At 60.3% G+C, this 18639-nt stretch carries 13 protein-coding genes; 10 read left to right on the top strand and 3 right to left on the bottom strand.

Annotated elements, in window-relative coordinates:
• The first annotated feature begins 87 nt into the window (after positions 1-87).
• The 5 genes from KB449_RS18155 (at position 88) to KB449_RS18135 (ending at position 8867) form a co-directional block, all read left to right on the top strand.
• A complete protein-coding gene (locus KB449_RS18155; protein WP_282909715.1) occupies positions 88-1440 on the top strand; it encodes an ABC transporter substrate-binding protein in 1353 nt (450 codons plus the stop codon).
• Between the two features lie 152 nt (positions 1441-1592).
• Entirely contained in the window at positions 1593-2615 is a 1023-nt protein-coding gene (locus tag KB449_RS18150; RefSeq protein ID WP_282909714.1) for a GDSL-type esterase/lipase family protein, read from the top strand.
• 298 nt (positions 2616-2913) lie between these two features.
• The gene (locus KB449_RS18145) at positions 2914-6762 is read left to right on the top strand and encodes a carbohydrate binding domain-containing protein (protein WP_282909713.1); all 3849 of its coding nucleotides are present in this window, start codon (positions 2914-2916) and stop codon (positions 6760-6762) included.
• A 265-nt stretch (positions 6763-7027) separates the two neighbouring features.
• Positions 7028-7789, top strand: a complete 762-nt coding sequence (locus KB449_RS18140; protein WP_282909712.1) for a metallophosphoesterase — start codon at positions 7028-7030, stop codon at positions 7787-7789.
• Between the two features lie 295 nt (positions 7790-8084).
• Positions 8085-8867, top strand: a complete 783-nt coding sequence (locus KB449_RS18135; RefSeq protein ID WP_282909711.1) for a dienelactone hydrolase family protein — start codon at positions 8085-8087, stop codon at positions 8865-8867.
• 310 nt (positions 8868-9177) lie between these two features.
• Here the strand turns inward: KB449_RS18135 and KB449_RS18130 are convergent, their stop codons facing one another.
• The 3 genes from KB449_RS18130 to KB449_RS18120 form a co-directional block, all read right to left on the bottom strand.
• The gene (locus tag KB449_RS18130; protein ID WP_282909710.1) at positions 9178-10149 is read right to left on the bottom strand and encodes a hypothetical protein; all 972 of its coding nucleotides are present in this window, start codon (positions 10147-10149) and stop codon (positions 9178-9180) included.
• Between the two features lie 201 nt (positions 10150-10350).
• A complete protein-coding gene (locus KB449_RS18125) occupies positions 10351-11301 on the bottom strand; it encodes a sugar phosphate isomerase family (protein WP_282909709.1) in 951 nt (316 codons plus the stop codon).
• 61 nt (positions 11302-11362) lie between these two features.
• Positions 11363-12073, bottom strand: coding sequence for a PIG-L deacetylase family protein (locus KB449_RS18120; protein ID WP_282909708.1), 711 nt, complete (start codon positions 12071-12073; stop codon positions 11363-11365).
• Between the two features lie 186 nt (positions 12074-12259).
• Between KB449_RS18120 and KB449_RS18115 the strand changes: the two genes are divergently transcribed.
• From KB449_RS18115 to KB449_RS18095, 5 genes are all read left to right on the top strand, one after another.
• Positions 12260-13294: an AraC family transcriptional regulator gene (locus KB449_RS18115; RefSeq protein ID WP_282909707.1), complete on the top strand. Its 1035-nt coding sequence runs from the start codon at positions 12260-12262 to the stop codon at positions 13292-13294.
• 247 nt (positions 13295-13541) lie between these two features.
• Positions 13542-14615, top strand: a complete 1074-nt coding sequence (locus tag KB449_RS18110; protein ID WP_282909706.1) for an SGNH/GDSL hydrolase family protein — start codon at positions 13542-13544, stop codon at positions 14613-14615.
• A 182-nt stretch (positions 14616-14797) separates the two neighbouring features.
• Positions 14798-15697 (top strand): ABC transporter permease, encoded by a 900-nt coding sequence (locus KB449_RS18105; RefSeq protein ID WP_282909705.1) that lies wholly within the window; start codon positions 14798-14800, stop codon positions 15695-15697.
• A gap of 15 nt (positions 15698-15712) precedes the next feature.
• A complete protein-coding gene (locus KB449_RS18100; protein ID WP_282909704.1) occupies positions 15713-16597 on the top strand; it encodes a carbohydrate ABC transporter permease in 885 nt (294 codons plus the stop codon).
• Positions 16598-16622: 25 nt separating this feature from the next.
• On the top strand, positions 16623-18638 hold the full coding sequence (locus tag KB449_RS18095) for a hypothetical protein (protein ID WP_282909703.1): 2016 nt from the start codon (positions 16623-16625) through the stop codon (positions 18636-18638).
• The last annotated feature ends 1 nt before the right edge of the window (position 18639 follow it).

Genomic DNA, 18639 nt, shown 5'->3' with positions numbered 1-18639 from the left:
GAATCTGTTACTTATGGACCGCCTTGCCGTCCTGTTATCCTTGATTTGCACACAACAACAACGGTTCATTCGGGGAGGGCGTCTCTGGTGAGAAAAAAAGGCTGGCTGGCAAGCATCGCTTCGCTGGCGCTCGTGACGGGCGCATTGGCAGGCTGCGGCAACAATAACGGGGGTAACGCAAGTCCGTCGGCAAGCGGAAAAACGGAAGCGTCTTCATCGGCATCGGCAGGATCGAAGGCAAGCGGCGGCACGGTTAAGCTGAAGATGTGGGGCGGGGTGCCGCCCGAAGCCGGCCCGCAGGAGGTCATGGACAATTGGAACAAGGAACATCCGGACATCCAGATCGAATACGTGCGCTACGTCAACGACGACGAAGGCAATCTGAAGCTCGATACGGCGATGATGACCGGACAGGACGTCGATCTCTTCGTCAATTACACGCTGTCGCAGACGGCCAAGCGGGTCGAATCCGGCTTTGCGGCGGATCTGAGTCAATTTACCGATTACAACATTGACGAAAAAATGGGGGCCGATGCCGCGGGCTGGAAGATCGACGGCAAATATTACGGCATGCCGACGACCAAAAGCTCGTACTTTGTGGCGCTGAACAAGGACGCCCTGGACGCGGCCGGGCTTACGGTTCCGAAGGACTGGACTTGGGACGAGATGCGCGAGTACGCCAAGAAGCTCAAGAAAGGCGACGGCTACGGCTTTATCCAGAACACCGAGCCGTACGCAGATCCGGTCGACGCCGTGCTGTCGAAGGACGGCTACACGAAGGCCGACGGCACCTCGAACCTGGATCATCCGCTCGTCCGCAAGTGGCTCGAATCGCTGAACGGCATGATGAAGGACGACAAGACGACGCCGCCGCTCGGCGAGCAGCTGACGAGCAAGATGCCGGTCGAGCAGATGTTCCTGAGCGGCGAGGTGCCGATGCTGAACATCGGGGCTTGGCTGCTCCGCAGCTCCAACAATTTCACCGATTATCCGCGCGATTTCAAAATCGCGTTCGCGCCGGTGCCCCGTCTTCAGGACGACGCGGAAGGCTTCATGACGCGCGGCGGTCTCGGCGACTACATCTCGATCAACGCCAGGTCCAAAAACCAGGCGGCGGCCTGGACGTTCCTGAAGTGGTACGCGGATGGCGGCATGGCGCCGATGGCCGCCGGCGGGCGTCTGCCGGCTTCCAAGGACGCCGATCAGGACGCCGCGCTCGCGAGCATGCTCGGCGACAAGGCCGAGACGTACGACAAGGACTCGCTCATGTACGTCATTTTCGACAACAAGACGCCGACCTTTGTTCGTTCCGTGCCGCAGGAGGTTATGGACCTGCGCTCACAGGAATACGAGAAATATTTCCTCGGCTCGCAGAACCTCGATGCGACGATCGCCGCCATGGTGAGTCGGCACAACGAATTTTTGAAGAAGTCCAAATAAGCGCGAGGCCAGGATTGCCGTCAGAGACGGCAGTCCTTTTGCCTGTTTGGCGAGAGAAATAGGAAGGTTGCCAGACTGCCGGGAAGAAGGATCGAATGAATCGATGTTCATGCGGAGCAGGCTGCGAATAAACATTAGCGGGAGGAATGACGATGATCGCATGGCAAGCGGAGTTGCATAACGTCGAAGCGTTGGTTGAAATTCACGGTAGACCGGGCTATTTATTGCAGCGCGTGCCGGAGGCCGTGCGCGAGGGATTGACCGAGGGCGGGCAGCAGCAGATTCGCAAGGCCGCTTTGACCGAGATCCGGTTCGTCGCGGAGGCCGGCGAGGCGCAGGTGACGCTCGCCAGTCACGGCTGGCCGAGCGCCGTACAAATCTATTACGGCGATTACTGGGTGGAGGACCGGACGATCGGCGAGCAGCCGGAGACGTTGACGCTGGGCGCTCGGGATCCTCGCTTTCAGTTCGATTCGCCTTGGCGGGAGGGCGTGCCGCGGCAGTCGTTCGGCCCGGTATGGCGAATTCTCGTCCACGGCGGCGAGGTCCATCTTCTCGAGATTTGCGGAGATTCGATTCGCCCGCCGCGCGCGGACGAAAAGCCGGCACTGCGCTATCTCGCCTACGGCACGTCGATCACCTATGGCGGTTCGGTGTCTTCGCCGGACGCCACCTATGTCGCGCAGGCCGCCTGGCGGCTCGGCCTCGATCCGCTGAACCTCGGCGTTCCGGGCAACGCGCATTGCGAGCCGGCCATCGCCGCGCATATCGCGGGCCGTCGCGATTGGGATATCGCGACGCTTTGCCTCTCGGTGAACATGCTGAATCAAGGCGTGACCGCGGACGAGTTCTCGGCGCGCGCCGGAGCGATGATCACTGCAATCGCGTCCGCGAATCCGGACAAGCCCGTGCTGTGCGTCGGCTTGTTCACCGGATTCCCGGATCTGGGCTGGACTTGGCCGGGACGCGAAGTCCGCGCGACGAGCGAGGCGTACAGACAGGCGCTGCGGTCGATCGTAGAGGACAGCGGCTTCGCGAATTTGGCTTATGCGGACGGCAGCGAGCTGCTGGACGACTGGCGCGGACTTTCGCACGATCTGCTGCATCCCGGCGCGCACGGCATGATCCGCATCGGCGAGCGGCTTGCGGAGCGAATGCGTCCGATGCTGTATTAGGCAAGCGAACGATGAGCGAGACGGGATGAGCGGAGCAGAATGCCGCTTGATCCCGTTTTTTGTTCTTGTCACACCCATTGGGGAAACCGGTTTCAAAAAGTTGTTGACGCGCTCGCAGGCAGGATGCTACGATTCGATTGGGCCCAGCTTAACCGTTTCAAAGTCGACGTTTTGATATTTGTGCAAACGTTTTCGCAATCGAGGGATAGCGTAGGAGGTGTGCGAACGATAACCGGCTTCACAACAAATGTAAGCGCATTATAATGAGCGGCATGATCATAGAGAGGGGAATGAAGGAATGAGACGAGGTAGCAGGCAAAAATGGCTGGGGCTCGTGGCGGCGGTCATGCTCGTGCTGTCGATTCTGAGCCCGGTCGCGTCGGACCGGCCCGCGGAGGCGGCGGGCACCGATCTGAAGGTACACTTCAAGCCGCCTACCGGATGGGGAGCGCCGCAAGTGTATTATTACCAGACGAGTCCGGCCGTCACCGAGCCCGTCTGGGCTTCTTCGCCCGCGATGACGGCGGAGACGGGCGGCTGGTATGTTTACACGATCACGGGCGCGACGAGCGCGCGGGTTATTTTCAAGGATAGCAGCAATCATCAGACGCCGGCTTCCGGGCAGGCGGGACTGCTGCGCGACAAGGAAGGCTGGTATACCGGCACGACATGGACGGATACGAATCCAGAAGCGCCCGACACGACCGCGCCGTCCGTGCCGGCCAATCTGGCCAGCACGGCCAAGACCGATACGATGGTGTCGCTGTCGTGGTCGGCCAGCACGGATAATGCGGGCGGCAGCGGCCTGTCCGGTTACGGCATATACCGCAACGGCACGGCAGTCAGCGCCAATGTGACGGGGACGTCCTTCACCGACACCGGACTGACCGCCTCGACGGCTTATTCGTACACGGTGCGGGCCAAGGACAACGCCGGCAACTGGTCGGCCGACAGCGCCGCGATTACGGTGACGACCAACGCGCCCGGCACGACGAACAAGGTAACGGTTTACTACAAAAAGGGCTATACGACGCCTTACATCCATTATCGCCCGGCCGGCGGGACGTGGACGACGACGCCCGGCGTCGCGATGGACGCGGCCGAGGTGACGGGCTATGCGAAAAAAACGATCGACATCGGCTCAGCGACGCAGCTTGAGGCCTGCTTCAACAACGGCCTGGGCCAATGGGACAGCAACAACGGCAGCAACTATTTGTTCGGCGTCGGCACGTGGACGTACAATGCGGGCGTCATCACGGCAGGCGCGCCGGCGGGCACGACGCCCGACACCACGGCGCCTTCGGTCCCTGCCGGGCTCGCCATGACGACGAAGACGGATACGACGGTCTCCGTCTCCTGGACGGCGAGCACGGACAACGCGGGAGGCAGCGGCGTCGCGGGTTACGAGGTGTACAAGGGAGGCGTGCTGGTCGATGCCAATGTGACCGCGACCGCCTACACGTTCACGGGACTGACCGCCTCAACCGCGTATTCGTTTACCGTGCTGGCCAAGGATGCAGCGGGTAATAAGTCGGCGCAGTCTGCGGCGCTGTCCGTGACGACTTCGGCTGCGGGCACGGGCAATCAAGCCACGGTCTATTATTACAAGACGACGCGGGGCTGGACGCAGGTCAATCTGCATTACGCGCCGACGGGCGGGACTTGGACGACGTCGCCCGGCGTCGCGATGAGCGAGGAAGCGTGCACGGACTGGACCAAGCTGACGGTCAACCTTGGCAGCGCGACTTCCATGAAGGCCGCGTTCAACAACGGCACCGCCTGGGACAACAACAACGGCAACAACTACACGATCGGGACCGGCATCACGACCGTGAGGGACGGCGTCGTGACCGCGAATGCGGCCGCGCCTTGCCAGCCGCTCCCGTCCGACACGACGCCGCCGTCGGTGCCGACGGGCGTGACCGCTTCGGCGACCAACCTGACGATCTCGCTCAGCTGGACCGCCTCGACGGACAACGCGGGCGGCAGGGGCGTGGACGGCTACGAGATCACGCGCACCGGCGGCACGCTGGGACAGAAGGTGTACACGACGACGCAGACGAGCTTCTCGGAGTCCAATCTGGAAGCGCAGACGACGTACACGTACACGGTCAAGGCTTACGACAAGGCCGTGCCCGCCAATAAATCGGCAGCCAGCGCGGCCGCTGCGGCCAAGACGGGCGATGCGCCGCTGCCGCCGGCCGGCGGTACGCCGCTTGGCGGTGATGCCCGCGAGGATTCGATTTACTTCGTGGTGACCGCCCGCTTCAACGACGGCGACACGTCGAACAACCGCGGCGGCCAGCTCAACGTCAAGTCCGGCAATGCGGCCAACAACGATCCGATGTTCCGCGGCGACTTCAAGGGCCTGATGGAGAAGCTCGATTACATCAAGGCGCTCGGATTCTCCGCGATCTGGATTACGCCGGTCGTGCTTAACCGTTCGGACTACGATTTCCACGGCTATCACGGCTACGATTTCTACCGCGTCGATCCACGACTGGAATCGTCGGGAGCGAGCTACCAGGATCTGATCAACGCCGCGCATAACAAGGGAATCAAGATTTTTCAGGACGTCGTCTACAATCACTCCAGCCGCTGGGGCGCGAAGGGCTTGTTCACCCCGACTGTCTTCGGCATACGCGACACGCAATGGAGCTGGTATTACGACGAAAAAATCCCGGGTCAGGAGTATGACGGCTTGTATCCGACGGGCGTTTCCGCCAAGACCTACAACGGCGATCTGTGGTCGACGGCCGAGCCGGCGGGCAATACGTGCCGCAACTGGGGCACGCCGACGAACTTTTACAGCTCGGAGGGCTACCGCATTTACAACTGCCAATGGCCGAGTCCGACGTCCGGCATGTTCCCGTCCTCGCTCTATCATCAGTGCTGGATCGGCAACTGGGAGGGTGAAGACGCGCGCAGCTGCTGGCTGCACGAGGACCTGGCGGACTTCAACACTGAGAACGCGCAGGTGCAGAATTACCTGATCGGCGCCTACAACAACTTTATCGACATGGGGGTCGACGGCTTCCGGCTCGATACGGCGGTGCACATTCCGCGCACGACGTGGAACAGGCGCTTCCTGCCGGCGGCGCAGAGTCATTCGGCGACGAAGTTCGGCGCGAACGGACAGAACTTCTTCATGTTCGGCGAGGTGGCGGCCTTCGTCAACGACAAATGGAACCGCGGCTCGGTGAACCATTCCGCCCAGTTCTATACGTGGAAGGAGCGTCAGACGTACAGCGCGGACGACGCCGCCGCCTCGCTCGAGATGTACAACTACGAGCAGCAGCAGGGCACGGCGAACCAGCCGACCTCGAACAACGCGTTCCTGCAAGGCAACAACTATCATACCCCCGATCACAGCCAGGCCTCGGGCATGAACGTCATCGACATGCGCATGCATATGAATTTCAGCGACGCGTACAATGCGTTCACCAACGGCAAGGACTCCGACGACTCGTACAACGATGCGACCTACAACGTCGTCTACGTGAGTAGCCACGACTATGGGCCGAACAAGTCGAGCACGGCTTATAACGGCGGCACGGACGCTTGGGCGGAAAATATGAGCTTGATATGGACGTTCCGCGGCATCCCGACGATCATGTACGGCGACGAGATCGAGTTCCAGGCCGGCAAGACGATCGATTGCGGTTCTTCTTGCCCGCTCGCGACGACGCGCCGCGCCTACTTCGGCGATCATCTCGCGGGTACGGTCGTCGCGTCCGGCTTCGGCCAGGTCGCTTCCGCGACCGGGCAAGTCGCGACGACGCTGCAGCAGCCGCTTGTCAAGCATCTGCAGCGGCTCAATATAATCCGCCGCCAGATTCCTGCGCTGCAGAAGGGCCAGTATTCGACCGACGGCATCTCGGGCGGCATGGCGTTCAAGCGCCGGTTTACGGATAGCGCCAAGGGCGTCGACAGCTTCGCGCTCGTGACAATCAGCGGCTCCGCCAGCTACACGGGCATCCCGAACGGCACCTACAAGGATGCGATTACGGGCGACGTCAAGACGGTAACGAACGGAACGCTGTCCGTATCGCTGTCCGGCAAGGGCAACCTGCGGGTGTACGTGCTGGACCTGCCGGGCAACCCGGCGCCGGGCAAGATCGGGACGGATGGCCCTTATTTGAAATAGGAATAAGTTCGAGAAGGAATGAGAAGCCAGGCGAAGCGGCGGCCGCGCATTTGCGCGCGCGGCCGCTTTGCCGTTTTTGCCTGCGCGCGCTCGATTTAGGAAGCTTATGACAAACGGCGGGGGAGGGGGGGATGATGCATACCTCCCATGCGTGCGGATTGCGCCGTCCCGGGTAAAGAAGGACAAGCGGAACAAAATTCGGGCGATTCGCCCCGCATGCACTATGCCTGCGAAGGCGATTCCCGCCACAGGAGGTGCGGGCGTCATGAACAAGACGCGTACACTGGCGATCAGCGACATTCACGGCTGCGCGGAGCAGTTGAAGCGCCTGCTGGACAGATGCGGCTTCGACGCGGCTCGCGACCAGCTCGTCCTGCTGGGCGATTACGTGGACCGCGGCCCCCGGAGCAGGCAGGCCGTCGCTCTCGTCCGGCGTCTGGTCAGAGAGTCGGGCGCGATCGCGCTGCAGGGCAATCACGATCGGCGTTTCGTCCGGGTCATACAGGGGAAGGCGCATCCGGAGGAGCTTCGCAAGTTTTTCGAAAAGGGAGGCGCCGAGGCGATCGCAAGCTATTTAGGCGCGGGGCATACGTCGAAAATCGTGCCAGAGCGAGTCGCCGAGTATCGCGCGCGTATCCTGTCCTGCTGCGAGGAACATATTCGTTTCCTGGACCGTCTGCAGTATTACTACGAGGACGACCGCTTCATATACGTGCACGCCGGGCTGAATCCGGATATCCGGAATTGGCGGCAGCAGAGCGTCATGGATTATCTGTTCATCCGGGAGGCGTTCTACAAGCATCCGGTGAAGGCCGGCAAGACGGTCGTCTTCGGCCATACCAAAGCGATCGAGCTGCACAACAAGCCGGACGTCTGGTTCGGCGGCGACAAGATCGGCATCGACGGCGGATGCTCGTACGGCTATCAGCTGAACGCGCTGGAGATCGTGGATGGCGCCGTGACCCGGGTTTATGTCGAGCCGGCCGTAAGCGAGCGACGGCAGACCGCCGGCCGTCGCTCCCAATAATGTCCGATGAAATTGCGCAATCACGCCCTATGAACGGGGAATTGTCAATGCTCGCATGGCCACGGCCCACTTGCCCTCGGCTGCTCGGTCGTCCGAAGCGCGTCACCGACTGCCAAGCGGCAGCTTGCGCGGGCGCCGAGAAACAAGTCGCAAAAGAGGAAATGCTCGATGAAGATGGAACTATTTATTCGACGATCAGAATTACGCGGTCAGGCGATTCGTTCCAGTACGGGCGTAACCGCAAAAATGCCGCAAGAAATATCAAATTTCAAAGTGATTCGGGGGAGCAGGCGGCATGAGCGGAGACAAGCAAGAGGATCGGGGCACCGCAGGCGGCGTCGAGACAGTGGATCATATTCCGTTAATCTGGGAGCGACCGATGTCAGGCGCAGGCCGGGATCTGGTCGTTTGGCTGCCGGGACTGTCGGGGAGCAAGGACAAGCTGCGCGAGCATCTGCGTCTGTTTGCGGATGCAGGATTTACGGCCGTTTCCTACGATCCTTACGAGCACGGGGACCGTATGCGCGAGACGCCGGAGGCGTTCCGGCAGAAGCTCGGCGCGAACAAACGGCGATACTTTTGGCCGATGATCGCACTTACGGCCGAAGAATACCCGCGCGTAATCGACTGGGCCTTTGAGCGGTTCGGCCTGGACGGCGTCGTCCTGGCGGGCGGAATCTCGATGGGCGGCGACATCGCGGTGACGGCGGCGGGCCTCGACCGGCGCATCCGGGCGGTAGCGGCTTGCATTTCTACCCCGGACTGGCTTCGTCCGGGCTCGGACGAAGCGCCGAGCGAGCCCGACACGTATGCCTGGAATTGCTATCGGCGGTGCAATCCGCTTACGAACGCCGCGCTGTATGCCCACGCTCCGGCGATCCGGTTCTTGAACGGCGCGCAGGACGGCCACGTACCGCCAGATGGCGCACGACGATTTCGTGCGGCACTGGCGGATGCGTATGCGCCTTGCCCGGAACGCTTCGTCGTGACCGAGTACGAAGGGGTCGGCCATACGTTCACGGAGGCGATGCTGCAGGACGCGCTGTCGTGGTTCGCAGCCCATCGCAGCGACGGATAAAAGTAAAATGTACGGCCGATGCCTCTCATAGTGGGGGCGCGGCCATTTTTTTCGTGAAAAGAGTAGGCTGAGGCGAAGAGACTCCGGATAGAGCTACATGGCCGGGGAAACGAAGGTGCTGCGGGCAAGAAGCTCCGGATAGAGCTACATGGCCGGGAAACGAGTGTGCTGCGGGTCAAGAGACGCTGGACAGCGTTACTGGACGATATCAAGGTCAAGAAAACCGCATCGATGCAACATCGGCTGAGCTTTGCCAATGTTGCGTCAATGCGGTTTGTGCGTTGCGTCGAAGCCTGGCGGTCTAGGACCGTTATTGCAACGTGACAGTTTTGATACTACCGTTCTCAGAGAAGTCCGTCGTGTAGGCAACTTCGACCTTGGCCGTCAGCTTGCCGCTTTTGCCTTCAATCGTCACGGTCGGCGTCGACGAGTAGCCGGCACCTGGCTTCACGATTTTGACGCCTTTAAGGACGCCGTTTTCAACGATCGTTTCCAGAACGGCGGGCGTCCGCTTCCAGACCTCGCCTTTGCTGCCGGAATAACGATAGTAGTTGGACACTTCGTCGAGCTTGTCGTTCGTAATGCCGTACGGAGCGAGCACCTTGAGGAGCGCAGCTTTGTTGGCTTTGGCTTCCGCTTCGGTCGGACCGCCGCTGTCGGCGCCGGCAGGCGTCACGCCGCTGAACGCTTCGCGGAACGTCTCGGCCGGCACGCCGAGCGCGGCCGCGATGAGCGCGACTGGACGGCCGTGATCAGCCGGGTCGGTCTCATAACCGCCCGCGATCGTGATCGTATATCCATTGGCATCGACCGCGCTCGTGGCTGCCGTTGCGGCCGGGCCGGCCGGCGCAGCGCCGGAAGGAGCAGACCCCGAATGTGCTTTGCCGGACGGTGCAGCTCCGGCTTGCCGGTCGCAATTCGAGGCTGGCTGACCGCCATCCCGCTGACCGCTTCCCTGTTTTCCGCCGGCTTGCCCCGGACCGCGTTCGCGTGGAGCCGGCCGCGGCTTTTTCTGACCCGCATCCGCTTGCCCTTGACCTGCCTGTCCTTGGCTACCTTGCCCTTGATCTGCTTGAGCCGAGCTTTTCTGTGCGGATGCCGAAGACTTGGCCGAACTCGATCCTGCAGCACCCGTCGGTGTCGGCGTCGCCGTTGCTGCGGAAACTTTCGTCTGGTTGCTTGTGCCGCCGTCCACAGCGGCTAGGGCAAGCTGGATGGAGCCGAAGCCGAATGCGGCCAGGGCGACGAGCGTAACGGCGATTTTTTTCGATTTCTTGTTCATGTGATCGATCTCCTCTCGATATTGAGCTGTAGTGGGGTGCTGCATTCAATATAAGAGGCGAATATGTCAGACAAATGTTGGCAAGAACTTTATCCGGCGCAACGAGCCGCAGCACAAAAACCCAGCACAAAAACCCAGCACAAAAACGGGAGAAGACAGCTCGAAACGCTGCTTCCTCCCGTTATTATAAGAACGGCCGATTCAGTTGATCTCCGCGCCAAGCGGTCCCGCCAGCTCTTCCAGATAGAACAGCGTGCCCGGCAGCGTCGGCATAAAGGTGGACGGCAGCCAGCGGTCGGGACCGTGGCGGAGCGTGGTCCACAGCGAGAGGCCCTGCCACTGCATGCCGCGGCCGAAGGCGCCGTCGCAGCCGCCGAGAATGCGGTCGGACTGCAGGAACAGGCCGGGGCCGATCGTGTTGGCGCGGCAAGGGACGAGCGTCGTGCGGCTTTTGAAGCTGGTGATGGCGTTCTGCTCGATCGTCAGCGGATGCAGCTGCGCGGCGACGCGGTGCGTCGCGGCCGCCCAGGCCGCATCGTCCGCGAATTCGCCGCCGAAGTGGGGCTCCCAGAAGGCGATGTGCATCGCGCGGCCGATGCCGAACACCGTGATGAGCTCGGCGCCGTCCGCCTTGAGCGCCGCGATCTTGCCTGCGTAGGTCGGCAGATTGTCGGCCGTCGCAAAGTTCCGTTGGCTCTCCGGCACGGCGAGTTCGCCGAGCGGGAGGAAGAGCGCCTGCTCCATCGCGTACTGGAACGAGCCGGGGTTGTCGGACGGCAGCGTCCGGCCTTCCGCGTCGCTCCATTCGTCCATGTTAAACGTGTGAAGGTGTCCGCAGTCCGTGCCCCATTGCCGCAGGAAGTAGGCGGTCCACTTGTACATGCCCATCGGGCCAGCCGGCAGGATCATCGCCAGTTTTCGGCCTTGCTCCTTCGCCGTGCGAATTTCAAGGGCAATGGCATGTCCCAGCTTAACGTCGAGTTCGCCGACATCCGCGCAGCCTACCGGCGCGAATGCCGGATGCCAGAACGGCTGGCGCTCGCCGATCGTATCGGGGGCTTGGGCGCAGCAGGCGTCGATCCGGGCCAGATCCCAGCCTTCGGGATAGAAATTTTCCAGCAGCGAGCCTTTTATCGTCGTCATGAGATCCATTCGAACAGCTCCTTTTAATTTGTTAAACGTGCTAGGTTTTAAGAAAACGTTCTTGTCATCTTCACGGCAGCAATCGCTGCGTCGGAATGCGCGGCCATGCCTGGCAGGCTTTAAAGCCCTCCGCATAACCGGCGCCGCACTGCAGGCCGCGGAACTTGGAGACGGTCCTCACGAAGTCGAGAAAATCGATCCCGTCATGCTCGTACAGCCACTTGATCTGACTCTGATGGCTATCGTTCATGGCGATCTTCACATCGATCTCGCCGGTGATGTCGACATACTCCGTTGGCAGGAAACCGACGCCAGCGAGCGTATCCATGTAGTAGATCGGCGGAACTTTGTCGTGAAAAGGATATGGGGAATCAGGCGCATAGTGCGAAATGGAGGCTGCGAAGCTGGCATCGAAAACGGCGCGGGAAACTTCCATATGATCCTTCATATAATCCTCGGGCGGATGCGTAATGATATAGTCGGGGCGCACGCGGCGAATAAGGTTCACGAGTCCCGCGATCAATTCGTCCTGATCGGCCTTCACCGACAAGTCGGGGATGTCCAGGCTCACGACCTCTGCGCCGATCAACGCGCCAGCCTGGCGAGCTTCCTCCTTGCGCATATCGCGAAGCGTTTCCGGCGGTATCGTACGGTGCCCTTTGTTCCCGTTCGCGACATGCGCCATCGTCACGCGGTGCCCCTGCTTGGCAAGCTTGGCAAGCGTCCCGCCGCATCCGATCTCCAGATCGTCGGGGTGGCAGCCTACGGCCAGCACGTTCATGTGATATCAGCTCCTATTGGCTATTGGGTGACAGCAATTCCATTCGCTTTTCATTGTAGCGGCGAGGCGCGTCGGGCGATTTATCAAAAAGAGCGCGGCTTGTAGCAATTGTGCCGGAACTTCGCCTGCCCCCCGCCGGATGCTATAATATGACAAACGAGAGGGATATCGGAGCGAGGTGAGACGATGGAAGCCGCTGAGCATGCAGGCGAGCGGAACGGCAAAGCGGAGCGGGCATACGGTTTGCAGGCAGAGCCGGCAATCGAAGCCGAAGGCAGCCACGGCGGGACCGGCGGAGCCGAGGGGAACGGCGCAACGGAGGATCGCGCGCCGACCATCGCCTATCCGCGGACCAGGCTGCAGATCGAACTTTCCGTCCGCAGACTCATTTCCTTCCACTACTTCGAATTCGCGCCGGACTTCAAGTTCGAGGGAGAAAAGCACGATTTCTGGGAGTTCGTCTACGTGGACAAAGGGGAGCTTGAAGTATTCGCGGACACGGAAGGCTACTTGCTGAGGCAGGGCGACGTTATCTTCCACAAGCCGGGAGAGTTCCACGGCGTCTGGGCGAACGGCGTTCGATCCCCCAACGTCATCATCGTCTCTTTCGAATGTCCGTCGCCCGCCATCGCTCACTTTAATAATCGGATCTTGTCGCTGAACGATCGGCAGAAGGAGCTTCTCGCCCAGCTGATCCGCAGCGGGTTCGCCGCTTTTCTGCCGCCGTACGACGATCCGCTCGATCATACGCTGCTGCGCAAACCTGACGCGCCCTTCGGAGCGGAGCAGTCGATCAAGCTGTACCTGGAGCTGCTGCTGATCGACCTGTACCAGGCCGGCTGCGAGCCGGCGCGCGAGCAGCGGCTGTCCAGCGCCGTTACGATCCGCAGCGAAGCGGATCTCGCTTCGCGGATGGCAGCTTATCTTGAAGCTCACGTCGAAGGGCAAGTACGCCTTGAACTGATCTGCCGTCACTTTCATATGAGCAAGACGCATGCGCTCGCTCTGTTCAAGAAGTGCATGGGACTTAGCATTATGCGGTACTACCGGCAGCTCAAGATCGAACGCGCCAAGGCCATCATCCGCGAGCAAATGCATACGTTTACGGAGATCGCCGCGATGCTGCATTATCCGACCGTGCACAATTTCTCGCGGCACTTCCGTCACGAGACGGGGATGTCTCCGTCGGAATACGCGCGGACGGTGCAGGCTCGTCGCTAAAAGGTCGCTCGCCCCGCTCAATCGAACGTCAGATCAGCAGCGCCCATCCGACGGACAAGCGGCCGAACGGGCGTTTGCCGTTTATCGGGGCCGTGCAGCAACAGATGTCAAGGAAGGCAACAACGGCAAATAGCAGGGGGCCGGGCGCTCTCTTATAATTTGGTACTTGAGGGCTCTTTATAAAAATAGGGTTCCTCTTTTTCTGGGCTGCTTGGTGTTAGGCATGAGCGGAGGAGGAGGTTTTCAAATGCATGAGGCGATGCAAGTATTCCGGGCGACAGATTCATATGTAAAAATCATCGGGCGAACCTACGACTACAATGAAGCGGTATGGCTCGCGTTGTCCGGTAGCGGCATTGCGTTTGCGTTTTACGGCAAGAAGGCGGAAATCACGATAAAAGGCGACGATATGGCCTCAAGCCTATCGCATCAAGCCAGGATCGGCATTTACATCAACGGAGAACGAGTCGTCGACGATCAGGTAACCCGACTCTTGAAAACGTATACCGTCTTCCAGAGCGATACCAACGAGCACGTCACGGTTAAAATTGTTAAATTATCGGAAGCGGCCATGTCGACTGTTGGAGTTCAACATATCGCTGTCGATGCCGTCAAGGGAATTAAGCCTATCCCTGCACAAGCGCGCAAAATTGAATTCATCGGTGATTCCATCACTTGCGGCTATGGCGTCGACGATGAAAACGAGCAGCATCATTTTTCCACTGCGACTGAAGATGTCACGCAAGCCTACGCTTACCAAACGGCGGAGGCGCTTCAGGCAGACTACAGCATGGTTTCTTACAGTGGTTATGGCATCCTGTCGGGCTTTACGGAGAACGATCAAAAAAAGATCTCTAGCCTCGTACCTGAATATTACGAAAAGGTGGCCAAATCTGAAGGGAAGTTTGACCAGACACTGGAGCCTCAAGCCGTAAATTGGGATTTCAAGCGATTTGTACCGGATCTTGTCGTCATCAATTTGGGAACGAATGATGAATCTTATACGAAGGAGCATGCCGACAGACAGGAGGAATATGCCGAGCGGTATTTCGAGTTTCTTAAAATGGTTAGGCACAACAATGCCCGTGCCACGATTCTCTGCACATTGGGTATCATGGGAGATCTTCTATATCCGTATATCGAACGAGCGGTTAGCCGTTATATCCAAGAAACTGGAGACCGGAATATCGCTGCAATGAAATTTGACAATCAACTTGCGTCTGACGGATACGGCGCCGACTGGCACCCGTCCAAAGCCACACACTCCAAAGCGGCGATGAAGCTCATTGCTCAGATCAAGGATCTCATGCATTGGAAATAAGGATAGAGACGCATCAACAATGCCCGTCCCGCGGTCAACCGGCCGCTGGGCGGGCGTTTGCCGTTTATCGGAGCAATGCAGCAACAGATGTCAAGGAAGGCAACAACGGCAAATAGAAGGGGGGCGGGCGCTCTCTTATAATTTGAACTAGATACGCCACACCGTCAGGAAGGTAGGAGAACATGAAAACAAACTATCGCAAACGGGAGCTGCCGCTGCATCTGATGCTCTTGCCCGGCGTCATTCTCCTGCTGGTCTACAGTTATTTTCCGATGGCCGGCGTGGTCATCGCCTTTCAGAAGTTCGTCCCCATCAACGGCTTGTTTAACTCCAAGTGGGTCGGCCTGGACAACTTCCGCTACGTACTCGATATGCCCGATATCTGGCAGGTGATGCGCAACACGGTGAGCATCGCGCTGATGAAGATGGCAGCCGGCCTGATCGTGCCGCTTGTCATCGCGATATTGCTTAACGAGATTCGTTCGGCCCTGGTCAAAAGAGGCGTGCAGACGCTCATCTACCTCCCGCACTTCCTCTCGTGGGTTATCCTTGGCGGCATCCTGGTCGAGATCCTCTCGCCGTCCACCGGCATCGTGAACGAGCTGCTCGTATGGCTTGGCTTCGATCCGATTTATTTCCTGGGGAGCAACGGCTGGTTCCGGTTCGTACTCGTCTTCTCCGACGTCTGGAAGGAATTCGGCTTCTCGACCATCGTGTATCTCGCCGCGATCACCGGGATCAATCCGGCCTTGTACGAGGCGGCGACGGTGGACGGCGCGGGCCACTGGAAGCAGATGTGGCACGTCACGCTCCCCGGCATGCTGCCGATCATCGTGCTGATGGCCACGCTTAGCCTGGGCAACGTGCTCAATGCAGGCTTTGACCAGGTGTTCAACCTGTACAGCCCGGTCGTATACGAGAGCGGCGACATTCTCGATACGCTGATCTACCGGATCGGCCTCGTCGATGCGCAGTTCGGCGTCGCGACAGCGATCGGCCTGTTCAAATCCGTCGTATCGCTGGCGCTGATCTCGATCTCTTACGCGATGGCTTATCGCTACGCCAACTACAGGATTTTCTAAAAGGGGGGACGGAACATGCACGCGACAGCCACCGTCGGCAGACGACTCTTTTTGACGCTTAACTATGCATTCCTGATCGCATTGTCTCTCATGTGCCTCTTCCCGCTGCTGCATGTGCTGGCCGTGTCGCTCAGCTCCAGCGCTGCGGCCTCCGGCGGCCTCGTCCGGTTCTGGCCGGTCGACGCGACCTTCGATTCGTACCGGTATATCCTGCAGAAAAAGGAGTTTATCGCTTCCTTTATCGTCACATTGGAGCGGGTCGCGCTCGGTTTTACCGTCAACATGCTGATGTCAATCCTATGCGCATATCCGTTGTCCAAGGAAACGAAGGATTTTCGGTCGCGTACCCGCTACGCCTGGTTTTTTATCGTGACGATTCTGTTCAGCGGGGGCCTCATTCCGACTTATATCGCCGTCAGCAAAACGTATCTGCTAGACTCCGTCTGGGCGCTGGTGCTGCCGGTCGCGGTTCCCGTGTTCAATATCATCCTGATGCTCAACTTCTTCCGCGGCTTGCCCCGCGAGGTCGAGGAATCCGCGTTCATCGACGGCGCCGGACACTGGCGCACGCTCTGGTCCATGATCGTGCCGATGTCGCTGCCCGTCATCGCGACCGTCTCGCTGCTGACGCTTGTCGGGCACTGGAACAGCTGGTTCGACGGGCTGATCTATATGAATTTTCCGGAGAAATATCCGCTCTCCACCTACCTGCAGCTTATGGTCATCAACAGCAATCCGATGAAGCTCGATCCGACCAACCTGAGCGCCGCGCTGGAGATCTCGGAGCGGACGACGCGGGCCGCCCAGATTCTGCTGGGGGCGCTGCCGATCCTGATCGTCTATCCGATGCTGCAGCGGTTTTTCGTCAAAGGCATCGTGCTCGGCAGCGTCAAGGCTTGATCCGACAAGAAGGGAAGCGAAGAAGATGCACGCGTATTACGAAAAATGGATCTGGATCGAGCTGATCGGCTTCGACAATACCTCGCCCGACTATGGCGTAGGCGCCTACATGGAAAACGCGGGCTTCGTCCCGGACGCCATGTCGCTGCTGCTGTTTACGTCGGATTTCATCCATACGCACGGTGGCATGTCGGAGGAACGGCCGCTTCCGCCGGAGGTTTGCTCCTACGGGGCCAGGCCTTACGGCAAATCGCGGATGCTGCAGTCCTGGACGAACCTCCAGCTGCGGGGACTCGTGCGGGAGCTGCAGCGGGCCGGAACGCAGGTGTATTGCAGCTTTTTCGATATGTTCCAGACGCATAATCCGGAGCGGCTTCGGCCTACGGAATGGTGCGCTGCCCATCCGGAGCTGTACGAGATGCGCAGATCGGGCGAAGCGTTCAGGGTAATCAACCCGCTCCGTCGGCTCCTCGACGGCACGCTGTACGAAGATTTGTTCGTCCGCGACCTGACGGCGGTCATGCGCGACTACGGCTTCGACGGCTATCACGGCGCGGACGGCTATACGAGTCCGCGCCTATGCATCGCCGAGATCGACTACTCGGACGATATGAGCGGCCAGTTCGCGGCATATATGCAGCAGCGGGGCCTGGCCGCAGGCTTCGAGCTTGCATGCGAAGGCGACCCCGAGGCGATGGAGGCGCGCGCGGCGCAGATCTGGTCCGGGCACAGGTTGGAGTGGATCGACTTTCACGCCGGGCGTTGGGCGGAGCTGTGGCGCAAGATTATGACGGCGCTGAAGGCTGACGGCAAGAAAGCGGTGCTCAACACCGCCTGGACACGCGACCCATTCGAGGCGATGTATCGTTACGGCGTAGACTACAAGCGGCTGGCCGCTTGCGGCATCGACGGCTTTGTCGTGGAGGCGGGCGCCGCCGCGCTGTCCTCGGGCGGCGAGGATTGGGACTACGAGCCGTGCACGGAATTCATGGCGACGATTCTGTCGCTCAAAGCTTACTTGCCGGACGTACGGCTCATCTGCCTGAACGCCGTTCACGATACGTACGAGCAGTGGGATGTACTGAACCATGCGCCGACGCTGCTGGACAGGGACATCCTGTGTTTTTCCAATTTGTACTTGCATGATCAAAATGGCATTCGGCGCTGCACGGAAGGGTTCGTCGCCTGTCTCGGCGACGATGTCGCCGCCCACGGCTGGGCCCGGATCGCGAAGCTGTGGGCGGCAGGTTACGAGGGCATGCCGGAGCGGACGCTGGGCGCCAGCTTCGTCTGGTCCGATGCGGTGCTTCATCGTTCGCTCGCCGACTACGCGGACAGACGCGAATGGCCGGTGCACAAGTTCGTCCACGAATGGCTGGAGCGCGGAGCGCCGCTGCACAGCGTCGTTAACGTCCGGGATCTGGGCGCGCACGAGGGCGTAATCGTCGTAACGCATGCGCATTTGCTGCCCGAGGCGGAGCTGTCCACCGTACTCGGCTATCGCGGCGGCTCCGTCCTGCTCGCCGGACGCCGGACGGATACGCTGTCGGAGATGCTCCATGCAGCAGGTCTTGCAATCCCGGATATCCCGGATGCGCGCTTCTGCGCAATCCGGTCGGCCAATGGCAGTTGGCTCGAGACCCTACGCGAGGAGCCCGTGCAGCGCGCTGCGCCAGAGCGGGACGAAGCGATCAACGACAGCCACAACTGGCTCGTGCCGCTGTATTACGCGCCGATCGAGGAGCCCTTCCACGAGCGCATCGTGCAGGCGCTGCTAAGCGAAACCGGCGCGCCAAGACCGACGAAGAACGAGGCGGATATCCGTCTGATCCCGCTTCGCATGTCCGCGTCCCGCTGGCGCATTCTGATCCGCAATCTCGCCATGAATTACAAGATCGCGCAGCTCGATCTGCGGCGGCCGATCCGTCGGATCGATACGCTGACCGATTTTCCGGGGGTTCCCGTGCTGCCCGAGGGGCAGCATGTCCGCCTGTCGGTGCCGGGCCGCGGCATGGTCGCGATCGAAGCCGATTTCTACTAAT

This window comes from Cohnella hashimotonis, assembly GCF_030014955.1.
GTDB classification, from domain to species: domain Bacteria; phylum Bacillota; class Bacilli; order Paenibacillales; family Paenibacillaceae; genus Cohnella; species Cohnella hashimotonis.
Note: the sequence above shows the minus strand (reverse complement) of the source record. Positions and strands in the feature narration are given on the sequence as shown.